Consider the following 10,310-nt stretch of genomic DNA (forward strand, 5'->3'; position numbering starts at 1 on the left):
GCCATCTCAGCCGCACCCGGGCACTCATGCCGACCCCGCCGGGACGAACTCCGCGGCCGCGCCCGGCGCATCCAACCGCGGCCAGCAGCCCGCGGGCCGCACCGTCCACACGCTCGCGTCCTGCCGCACCGCATCCAGCCACCCAGTCACATGCGCGACCGTCGGCACGATCAGCACCGTGATGTGCGAAGGCGCCAACGTCGCCAGCAACAACCCGAAATCGTCATCACCATGCTCGATCCGCACTGCGCACAGATCGAATCCATGCCGCCCTGATAGGTCGCGAACCCGCGCGGCATCCAGCTCGGTGTCATCCCCGGACAAGTCGCTGCGCACGATCCCGTACGCCCGCACGATGGTCATGTCGGCCTCCCGATCGCGGCCGACTCGATACCAGCAGCATCGGTCAACGCCACCCAGTAGCGAGTGACCGCGCGCCCGTCAGGGGCCTCCGTCTGCTTGACGCCGTTCAGCCCCTGGATCCGCTGGCCTCCAGCGGCACACTGGCTAGACATCGTCGAGATCCGCCGACAAAAGGGCAGCAGCCTGTGTCCACAGCTCCGGCGCTACATCCCCCTGCTGGTTCACGGCTTCCCGTGCGGCCGCTGGACTCAGTGCAGGTTCATCACGAACCGCGCCGCCCGATGCTGCTGAATGGCTGGATTCGCCGTGGTCGATTTCGGAGACGATGACGCGGCCGTTGACAATCCTGATGCGTTGATCGCGCCGTCGAAGCGCGGTGCCTCGTGCTACCGGCTTGCTTCTCAACCAGGACATAAGTCCAGCGTGGCGGTAATACTGCGCGTTGGGAACGTAGCAACCCGTAGCAACCAGCAAACGAATTCGCCGTTCAGCAAACAATCGACCCGCCGGTACCGTGAGGCAATGACTGATCGCCCCCCGCGCACCACGGTTCACTCCGGAAAGCTGGTATACGACGGCCGACCATGGTTGTCGGTGGAACGCCACCACATCACGACGCCTGATGGAGTCGATCGGCATCACCACGCGGTGCGCCTGAATCCTGTCGCGATTGTCACCGTCATCGACGATCACGGCCGAGCTCTGCTGCTACAGCGCCACCGATGGATCGTCGACACAATCGGCTACGAGTCGCCGGGCGGCATCGTGGATTCGGGTGAGGAACACGAATCGTGCGCGCGTCGAGAACTATTGGAAGAAACCGGGTTCACCGTCGAGCGACTGAGCCTTGTAGCGGAACTCGAGCCGATGCCTGGTCTGGTACAGACACCTCATTACATCTTCCTCGGATACGGACCACGACAAGTTGCAGCGCCGGCAGACGCCGAGGAGGCGGGTCAGCTCGTATGGGTACCGTTGGCCAGAACCGCCGAGCTATTGGCGACAGGGCAACTTCTCGGAACGGGCACGGCGGTCGGAATGCTGGCCGCAGCCGCGAATTTAGCTGGCGGCCAAGAGCTTTCGGGTTCGGTGCTGGAGCGAGTCGTGCCGGCGGCGGAGACGTCCTGACCCCAGGTCATCGATGTGGTCAGCTGTGGCCGAGAGCAGCGACATCGCCTCTTCTCGTTGGCCGGCGTTGATTGCTGCCTGGGCAAGATCAAGCTGCTGGGCACATCGTGCCCTGACGAAGTCCTCAGGAATCACCTGCATGGAGTGGCGAGTGAGCGTCGCAGCGGCAGGATCTGCGAGCCGAGCAAGGATATGACCAGCCCAGCGCGACAGATGTGTTTCGTTGTGGGCGATGAACGGCATTTCGTCGTCACAAGAGCTGTCGGTCGGCAGTAGGGCTTCCGCGGCCGCCAGTGCCTCACGCGCTGTCGAAGTATCGCCGGGGCAATAGGTGGCCACCTGTGCACCGGTGGCCGACAGCCATGAGCGGAGCAGGGGAGGCAGTCCAGGTATGCGTTCCGCCTGAGAAACCTGTGCTAGCGCCGCTTCGGCCTGTCCTGTTTCGGCGAGCATCACCGCTTCCTCACCGAGCGTGTGGACCAACAAGATTGGATCCTCTGCGCGCAATGCAGCGATGCGAGCTTCTTTGTAGTGCGCGGCGGCCGCAGCTGTGTCGCCCACGTCGAAATCCTGCCACGCAGCCAGCGCCGCAGCATCGGCCTGTGCACGAGCAATCACCGATCGATCCGTTCCTTTGCTGCTGTGCCACATCGCATCCAGTGCGGTGACGTGCGCAGCCGTTTGGAGACGTGCCGCGGGAGCGCCGAAACGTCGATCGAGCATGCGCAGGCTGTTGGTGTGGTTCAGCAGGACCTCGAACAGAGTGTCGCCTCGGGCAAGGTCGACGGTAGTGCTTGGCACGCCGAGCACTTGCCGCAGCAATCTGGCATACAAACGATCCGGCGCATGTCGGCCATTTTCCCAGCGCGACAACGCGATTCGGAGGCTGTGGGGTGACATGAGAGCGATTCCCTGCTGGCTCGCGTGGGCATGCAGGGCGGCGATCAACTGGGCTTGAGACCAGCCGCGCCGGGCGCGTGCTGCCCTGATCTCCTTGCCGTCGATCGTCACCACCTCCCTCGAGTCCGCCCTCGTTGACCCGCGGGCGGCGGTGTCGCTGTTCCGATAACCATAATCTGATAATCAGAATTCAGGAACCGAATCGGGAATATCGAAACTGCGGCTACGGTAGTACCCATGGCAACGCGGACCGCCCGGGGACTTCTACTCGGACGCGAGATCAACTACATGATTCGCGCCTCCGGCAAGAGCCAAGCCGAGGCGGGACAGATCATCGAGGTCGGCCAATCTCGTATCAACAGCCTGATCGCGGGTACAGGTCGGATCTCGGCCGGTGACCTCCAGCTGCTGGCGAAGCAGCTGGGATTCTCCGACGAGCACTACATCCAGAGCCTGCTCGAGCTGCGGCGAGACAAGTATCGACGCGGCTTCTGGACGACCGGACATCGCCGGGTCTACTGGGAGGACCTTCGACTCCTCGTGGACCTCGAAGAACAGGCAAACCGGCTTCGGATCACAGAATCCGAGATCATCCCGGGCCTGCTGCAAAGCGAGTCCTATGTCCGAGCACTACATGCGAACATGTCGGACGCTCACACCGGCGTCACCGTTGAAGACTGGGTGCAGGCACGGCTCGAACGGCAGCGAAACCTCGTGAAGGCCGAGGCCCCGGAGTTCCACGCCGTGCTCTCCGAATCATGCTTGCGGCGCCGCCACGGCGACCCCAAGGGCCACGTAATGATCGACCAGCTCCACCACCTGATCGATCTGTCCCAGCGCCCCAACATCCTGATCCAGATCATGCCGTTCAACACCCCCATCGACGGCGGCGGAATGGAGGATCGCTTCACGCTCATCCGCGTCCCTTCACCCGGCGCGGCCGGCGACCTCGAACTCGCGGTCGTAGAAGCTCTCGGAGAAATCCGCTACATCCTCGACAAACCGCCGGTCGGCGCCCGCGAAGCCTTGTTCGCCCGACTCAGTGCCGCGGCACTCAGCAGCGAGGACTCGCGAGAGTTCATCGACCACATCGCACGAACCGTCCAACTCCGAACTTCATAACACCATCTACGAAGGGGGAACCCATGGCCGAGTACGACTTTCGGGCCAGGGAAGTCGACACAGGCACACCGACATCGGCGCGTCTGTACCACTACTACCTCACCGGTGAGCCGGTCTACCGCAACGACCAGGTCTTCGCCGACAAGGTGTACGACGAACTGCCGTTCCTGCACACCTGGGCACTGCACAACCGTGCCTTTCTCGCCCGAGCCGTCAGGTTCATGGCCGCCGAAGGCATACGCCAGTTCCTCGATATCGGCTCAGGCTTACCGACAGGCGGCAACACACACGAAGTCGCGCGAGACATCGCTCCAGACGCTCGCGTGGTCTACGTCGACAAAGACCTCGATGCCGTCGTGCGCGCACATCAACTTTTGCGGCGAGAGAACTCCCTGGAAAAGACGGCGGTCGTCGAAGGCGATTTGAGCGACCCCGCCAGCATCATCGACCACCCCGACTCACGCCGACTGATCAACACCAACGAGCCCGTTGGCCTGCTCATCGTCTCCGTTCTCCCCTTCCTTCCCGACGCCAGCGACCCTCACAGGCTTGTCGCCGATATCCGAGACCGACTCCCACGCGGAAGCTACTTCGCCGCCACCCACGTCTCCCTCGAAGACGCCGACGAGCACACCAAGAAACAAGTCGCCGCCGCGGCAGCTCTCTACCAAGCCACATCGGATCCGGTGCACCTGCGAGACCGTGCCACCTTCACCAGATTCTTCGACGGCTTCACCGTGATATCCCCTCCAGGTGTCACCTACGCCACGGACTGGCAGCCAGAGGGCCCTGTAGACCAGGACGATCCCGCGCGCCCATGCAATTTCGCCGCAGTCGGACGACGACCGTAATCGCCGAATCGCGACGATTGAGGCTATATAGGCTGAACAGAGCTATACGAGAGGAACCGAAATGCTCCCCATCTTCACCGCCCGCGACTGCGTCAAAGCAGCGCGCAGCGCGGGTGGGAACTCATGCGTGCGGATAGGCCGGAATAATGGCTGGACCGTAGTCTGGGACGACAAACTCGCAACTCCCGAGACCGATCGAGGCGCACCGCTTCCCTCGGATCAGACGCTGGTCGTCTCGGACGAGCAGTTCGATGCATTTCAGGAAGCGCTCCGCGCTGGACGCACCAATGGACAATGCATACGCATCCAGCAGTCACCGGCGGGGCGGTACACGTTCACTGCCCACCAGGCTCCTCATTCCCGGAACACAGGTGTCGCTCTCCACTTCGACTCCGATGAGTTCGACGCGTTTATGAGCGGTGTCCGGAATGGCGAGTTCGATCTCGCGCAGTTCCCGGCGGCAACGTAACTGTAGCGTCTCACGACGCGCTTCGTAATCTCCGGGACGATTTCGTGTCGGAGGCGCTTATGAAGCGTTCGTGAGACTGATCGTTGAATTGCCCTCGTCTCGTTGGGCGGCGTGGCAAGCTGTGGCTTCATGCCCGACGTGTCGATTGGTGCGGCTGCTGCGGTGTCGGTGCGGCGTTCGGACGGTGGTCGGGTGGACCGGATCGAGTGGTCTCGGGTGTCGGGTGATCTGGTCGCCGATGCTCTGCCGTGGCGGAGGTTCCGGTGGCGCAACGGTCAGCAGCATTTCTCGGGCACATATTGGGCGACAACCGAAGCCGGTCACGTCGTCTACGAGTCGCGTCTGGAATTGGCGCGGCTGCTGATGGCTGATTTCGATCGGTCAGTGACACATATTGTGGCTCAGCCTTTTCTGCTCGAGACGGTGGTGGCCGGCAAGGTGCGGCGCCATGTTCCGGATTACCTGCTGTTCACCGGTGAGGCTCCGATCCTGGTGGATGTTAAGCCTCGGGCGCGTCTGGCCAAGCCGATTGTGGTGACGACGTTTGCGTGGACTCGTGAGCTGGTCGAGGGGCTGGGGTGGCGGTACGAGATTGCGAGCGAACCGGATCCGGTGCTGCTGGACAATATTCGGTTCCTGGCGGGCTGAACCGTCACGAGTTTGGGACCGGCTTCGGTTTCAGACCAGCGCCGGTCGGCGTGGCGATTGTTGAGAGTAGTACGCGGCTTCGTATTCGGCCGGGGTCAGGTAGTCCAGCCGGGAGTGGAGGCGGGCGTTGTTGTACCAGTCGGCCCATTCCATGAGAGCGAATTCGACCTCGGTAAGGGTCTTGAACGGGCCGTGCCGATTGACCACCTCGGTCTTGAACAGGCCGATGATCGATTCGGCTAGAGCGTTGTCGTAGGCTTATCCGGCTAATCTGGTCTGATCTTGTTCCGTTGGTGAGGGTTTCGCGGTTATCCGGTTGATTTCTGGATGTCGGTGATGATGGCGTCGAGGCGGGCGATGAGTTGGTGGTGGCGTTCAGCTTCGGTGATCCAGCCGCGGCGTTGGGCGTCTTCGGCGAGTTTGCGGGCGTCGGTGCGTTGGGCCGCGAGGATGGGCAGGTAGGTGGCATCGGTGCGGAAGTTCGGGCAGTGTTCGCAGATGTTGGCGTAGGGGCAGGCGCCTTGGGCGGGTGCGCGCAGGCAGAATCCGCCTGCGAGACGGGATTTCAGGGCCGGGGTGTCGGTCCAGTCCATGCCGCCGGTGATGTCGGCCAGCGGGAGGGCTTTGGTGCCGGCGGGTGTGGTCGGCAGTGCAGCGAGGTGGTCTTTGGCGAGAGTGAGGGCGCGTTCGTATTCGGTGCGGACGGTGGTGTCGAACAGTTTCCCGTAGCGCAGGCTCATCTGCGCGGACACGTGCCCGAGTAACGCCATCAGTGATTGCAGGGAGACGCCGGCGTTGACCAGGGCGGTGGCGTAGGTGTGGCGCAGTTGGTGCGGGGTGACGTGGCCGATCCCGGCGGCGGCCGCGGCGCGGTCGAGTTCGAGGCGGACGCCTTGCGCAGCGAGTCGGCCGCCGTGGTGGGTGAACAGGAACTGGGCCGGTTTTCCGGTGCGGGGATGGGTCAATGGTTTGCCGGGACTGCGGATTTCGATGATCCGGTCGACGAGTTCGACGGTTTCGGTGTCGAGGGGGACCATCCGTTCGGTGTCGAGTTTGCCGAGGGGGACTTTCAGCCAGGCTCCTTCGCCGGGGATCTCGTGGACGCAGTCGATTTCGAGGTCGAGCAGTTCCCCGATCCGCAGCCCGCAAGACCGTGCCAGCAGCAGCGCTGAGGCTGCGAGTTCGTGATCGCTGCAACGCAGAGCATCGGTGAGGCGACGGTCGGCGTCGACCGGGATGTAGCGCGGTAACGGTTTCGGGAGGCGGGGAACATCGTTGCGGAACAACAGTTTCCGCTTTGGTGCGTCGTTCCATCCCCATTCGGTGATCTCGGTGAGGAAGGTGTTGACCGCGACGACGCGGCGGGCGTGATCGGCGACGCCGATCGGTTCCCCGGTTTTGCTGTTCACCGCGTCGGGCAGGCTGGCCAGCCAAGGCTCGATATGGCGGCGACGGTCCAGTTGCGAGAGCCGGGTCAGGGCGGGGTCGAGGTCGGTGAGGAACCGGCCGAACCCGGTCAGGCGGGTGGCCATGCTGGACACGGTGTGTCGGGTGCAGCTGCCGCGTTTCGCGTTCAGGTAGTCGATCATTGCCTCGGCGATGGCCGGGGTTATGCCGTCGAGGCGGACCGCGAAGTCCCAGGGCCCGCCAGAGCGTGGTGGTTCGGGCAGAACGCCGAGGTGGAACAGCACCAAGTGGGTGTTGGCGAGGGCGGCTTTGTAGTGGTGCCAGCCTTTGCCGGTGCGGGCCTGGCGGTCACGGCAGGCGTCGGCGAACTCGTCGAGATCGGCGACGGTGAGCTGGTGCAGGCGGCGTCCGGTCTGGATCAACAGCCGCGCCGGCGCCTGGGACCCGGTGGCGGTGCGGACCCTTTGGGTGAATCCGAGTCTGTGTGCGGTGGTGAGGAATTCGGCGAGATCGCCTCCGATTGGGGAGGCGTCGATCTCGCGCCAGAGGCTGGAGATTTTGCGTTCGAGCAGGTAGTCGTAGCCGGGCCTGAGCAGGTCGTGCAGCATCAGGAACGTGATGAACGGCCGCGTCGACGAATTCGCCGACAACCGCAGCTCGAGCGGCTCCCGGGCCCAGTCCTGCGGGTGCGGCCACTGCTGCAGAAAGGTCCGTGCGGCGCTGAAGTAGGGCGCGCTGCCCCGGCCGGTGCGGGCCAGCTCGGCCAGATATGCGTGGTAGATGTCGTCGGCGTCAGACCTGGCGGCGAATACGTGCGCGAGCGGCATCGAAGGGGGTGTCATGGCAACCGTGTAAGTCCGGGCGATCTGTGATCAGATGCCCTCGGACGGGCGGTTGAAGGAGAGATTTGTGAGTAAGACCACACCATCGGAGAAGTCGGAACAGGTTGCTGCGCAGAAACTTTCGGAGGTGTTCACCTCGGCGCAGCTGGACTCGATGGTCAAGCAGGCGATGGCGTCGGAGGCCGGTCCGCAGGCCGGGATCGAGGGCCTGCTGAACGAGCTGACGAAAAAGGTTCTCGAACGCGCCCTGGACGCGGAAATGACCGAGCATCTCGGTTACGCGGCCGGCGACCCGGAAGGCCGGGGCACCGGGAATTCCCGCAACGGGAAGAACTCGAAAACGGTCCAAACCCGGACAGGGCCGGTGACGATCGCGGTCCCGCGAGACCGCAACGGTGATTTCGAGCCGGTGATCGTGCCGAAGCGTGCCCGCCGGCTCGGGAACCTGAATACGGTTGTGTTGTCGCTGTATTCGCGGGGGATGACGACCCGCGATATCGAGGACCATTTGAAAGAAGTGTATGGGACCGAGGTGTCGCGGGAACTGATCTCGAATATCACCGATGTCGTGGTCGACGAGATCAAACAATGGCAGTCGCGTCCGCTGGAGGAGGTGTATCCGATCCTGTATGTCGACGGAATCCGGTTGCGGATCAAGGACAACGGGGTCGTCACCACCAAGGTCGCCTACCTGGCCATAGGTGTGGACGTCGAGGGCCGCAAACACGCCCTGGGCTGCTGGATCCAGGACACCGAGGGCGCGAAGTTCTGGGCGAAGGTCCTCGCCGACCTGAAAAACCGAGGCGTGCGCGACATCCTCATCGCCTGCTGCGACGGATTGACCGGCCTGCCCGACGCGATCCGCTCGGTATTTCCTGACACCGTCGTCCAAACCTGCGTCGTGCACGTGGTGCGTAACGCTATGCGGTTCGTCTCCTACGGCGACCGCAAGAAGGTCACCGCCGCGATGCGCGAAATCTACACCGCCCCCAACCTCGAGGGCGCCGAGCTCGCGTTGAAAGACTTCGACGCGAAATTCGGTGAACAATACCCCGGCGCGGTCGACACATGGCGACTGGCCTGGGACGAATTCACACCCTTCCTCGACTATCCCGTCGAATTGCGCAAAATCGTGTACACCACGAACCAGATCGAGTCGATCAATTTCCAGCTGCGGAAAATCACCAAGACCCGCGGTCACTTCCCCGACCGGGACTCGGCAATGAAACTCATCTACCTCGGCCTGCGCAACATCTCCAGCGAACGAGGAGGCTACTCCGGTACCGGGACGAGGAACTGGACGCTCGCGCTCAACGCGCTTGCTGCACTGTTCCCCAACCGAATTCCATTGTGCTAGAATAGATTTACTACCGAACTAGGTTCGGACTTACACGGTTCTCGTGACACCCTCGCATCGAATTCCTCCTTCACCCGCTTCGGGGCCAGATGGACGTAACGGGCAGTGGTGTCGACATGTGTATGCCCGAGCAACGCCTGCATCACCGACAGATCAACCCCCGCCTCGGCCAAAGCGGTGCCGAACGAATGCCGCAACGCATGCGGATGACCGGCCGTAACACCGGAGCGCTGCCGGTGATAGCGGAAGATCGTCCGCAACCCCGCCGGAGTCAACGGCTGTCCTCGGTTCGGGCCCTTCGCGACCAAAAACAAACGCGCCGAGTCTGATTCGGGCCGCTCAGCCAGCAGATAGCCCTGAATCACACGAGCAAGGTCTCCGTCGAGCGGGACCGCGCGTTCTTTGGCACCCTTCCCCCAGACCCGGATCCAACCCCGTCCGACATCGACGTCGGCGACGTCGAGGGCCAGCACCTCGCATGTTCGCAACCCGCAGTAGAGCATCAATCCGGCAATCGCGCGGTCACGCCAAGTCCGCAGGCTCGCCAGCAACTGCGCCGCCTCCGAGGAGGTCAACGGCCGTGGCATCCGCCGGGGTTCCCGCACTCGCAACGCGGACCGCGGTCGCGGCCTGCGGGCCAGATGCGCCAACAATCCCGTCTTCTCACCCGGCACGAACCGTTGTCTCTCAATGCCTTTCGGCACCGGACTCGGCAAATGCGGGTCACGCATCGCCCGGAAAGCGAACAACCCCGACACTGCCACCAGCCGCCGATTCACCGTCGTCGCCGCATACCCGTCCAGCCGCCGGCCGGCCAGGTCCACCACGTTCGGGCCCGGCCTCCCGGGCAGTCGCGCCGCCCGGCATGCAGCCAGAAACCGCAACAACACCGGTGTGGTCACATCTTCGATCCCGAGCCCCTCGCCCAGCAGCCACCGGCCGAACATCACAAGGTCGAAGCCATAGGCCCGCAACGTTTTCGGTGAGTAGTTGCGGTCAGCCAGATAACCCAGATACTCATCGATCACTCGCAGTCCGTCGGCGCCCGGACCAGCCAGATGCCACCGCCCACCCTCACTCACCAACCGCAGCCGATCACGATCGTCCCTGCACACAACCCACAGATTCCCCCACGCCCGCCGACCCGGCTACCGGTGAACCACCGGACACCACCATGCCCCCGTCACCAGGGCAATCAATGAGCATTAGCCAGATAAGGGGCA

At 63.5% G+C, this 10,310-nt stretch carries 11 protein-coding genes and 1 pseudogene; 6 read left to right on the forward strand and 6 right to left on the reverse strand.

Going from position 1 to position 10,310, the window contains the following annotated elements:
- Window positions 1–24: 24 nt before the first annotated feature.
- Complete coding sequence (locus IRT45_RS32335) at window positions 25–363, reverse strand: hypothetical protein (RefSeq protein ID WP_194809591.1); 339 nt, start codon at window positions 361–363, stop codon at window positions 25–27.
- Between the two features lie 144 nt (window positions 364–507).
- Complete coding sequence (locus tag IRT45_RS32340; RefSeq protein WP_194809605.1) at window positions 508–1,056, reverse strand: hypothetical protein; 549 nt, start codon at window positions 1,054–1,056, stop codon at window positions 508–510.
- Here IRT45_RS32340 and IRT45_RS38135 point away from each other — a divergent pair.
- Window positions 1,012–1,491: an NUDIX hydrolase gene (locus IRT45_RS38135; protein ID WP_375540180.1), complete on the forward strand. Its 480-nt coding sequence runs from the start codon at window positions 1,012–1,014 to the stop codon at window positions 1,489–1,491. The two genes, IRT45_RS32340 and IRT45_RS38135, sit on opposite strands and share 45 nt — an antisense overlap.
- Here IRT45_RS38135 and IRT45_RS32350 read toward each other — a convergent pair.
- A complete protein-coding gene (locus tag IRT45_RS32350; protein WP_194809593.1) occupies window positions 1,423–2,502 on the reverse strand; it encodes a helix-turn-helix transcriptional regulator in 1,080 nt (359 codons plus the stop codon). The genes IRT45_RS38135 and IRT45_RS32350 overlap by 69 nt on opposite strands.
- A 177-nt stretch (window positions 2,503–2,679) precedes the next feature.
- Between IRT45_RS32350 and IRT45_RS32355 the strand changes: the two genes are divergently transcribed.
- From IRT45_RS32355 to IRT45_RS32370, 4 genes are all read left to right on the forward strand, one after another.
- Window positions 2,680–3,513, forward strand: a complete 834-nt coding sequence (locus IRT45_RS32355; protein ID WP_228535705.1) for a helix-turn-helix transcriptional regulator — start codon at window positions 2,680–2,682, stop codon at window positions 3,511–3,513.
- A gap of 23 nt (window positions 3,514–3,536) precedes the next feature.
- Window positions 3,537–4,364, forward strand: a complete 828-nt coding sequence (locus tag IRT45_RS32360) for an SAM-dependent methyltransferase (protein ID WP_194809595.1) — start codon at window positions 3,537–3,539, stop codon at window positions 4,362–4,364.
- 61 nt (window positions 4,365–4,425) lie between these two features.
- On the forward strand, window positions 4,426–4,833 hold the full coding sequence (locus tag IRT45_RS32365; RefSeq protein WP_194809596.1) for a hypothetical protein: 408 nt from the start codon (window positions 4,426–4,428) through the stop codon (window positions 4,831–4,833).
- A 129-nt stretch (window positions 4,834–4,962) separates the two neighbouring features.
- Window positions 4,963–5,481 carry a TnsA-like heteromeric transposase endonuclease subunit gene (locus tag IRT45_RS32370; protein WP_194809597.1) on the forward strand — a complete coding sequence of 173 codons (519 nt, stop codon included), beginning with the start codon at window positions 4,963–4,965 and terminating at the stop codon, window positions 5,479–5,481.
- A gap of 30 nt (window positions 5,482–5,511) precedes the next feature.
- On the opposite strand, the pseudogene IRT45_RS32375 reads toward IRT45_RS32370, so the two are convergent.
- Window positions 5,512–5,724, reverse strand: a pseudogene (locus IRT45_RS32375) (integrase core domain-containing protein); the annotation flags it as partial.
- Between the two features lie 65 nt (window positions 5,725–5,789).
- Window positions 5,790–7,730 carry a tyrosine-type recombinase/integrase gene (locus tag IRT45_RS32380; RefSeq protein WP_228535707.1) on the reverse strand — a complete coding sequence of 647 codons (1,941 nt, stop codon included), beginning with the start codon at window positions 7,728–7,730 and terminating at the stop codon, window positions 5,790–5,792.
- Window positions 7,731–7,764: 34 nt separating this feature from the next.
- Between IRT45_RS32380 and IRT45_RS32385 the strand changes: the two genes are divergently transcribed.
- On the forward strand, window positions 7,765–9,087 hold the full coding sequence (locus IRT45_RS32385) for an IS256 family transposase (protein ID WP_255535637.1): 1,323 nt from the start codon (window positions 7,765–7,767) through the stop codon (window positions 9,085–9,087).
- On the opposite strand, the gene IRT45_RS32390 is transcribed toward IRT45_RS32385, so the two are convergent.
- Entirely contained in the window at window positions 9,084–10,169 is a 1,086-nt protein-coding gene (locus tag IRT45_RS32390) for a tyrosine-type recombinase/integrase (RefSeq protein ID WP_309241253.1), read from the reverse strand. The genes IRT45_RS32385 and IRT45_RS32390 overlap by 4 nt on opposite strands.
- Between the last annotated feature and the right edge of the window lie 141 nt (window positions 10,170–10,310).

It is taken from the genome of Nocardia sp. BSTN01, assembly GCF_015354405.1.
In the GTDB taxonomy this organism is placed as follows: Bacteria; Actinomycetota; Actinomycetes; order Mycobacteriales; family Mycobacteriaceae; genus Nocardia.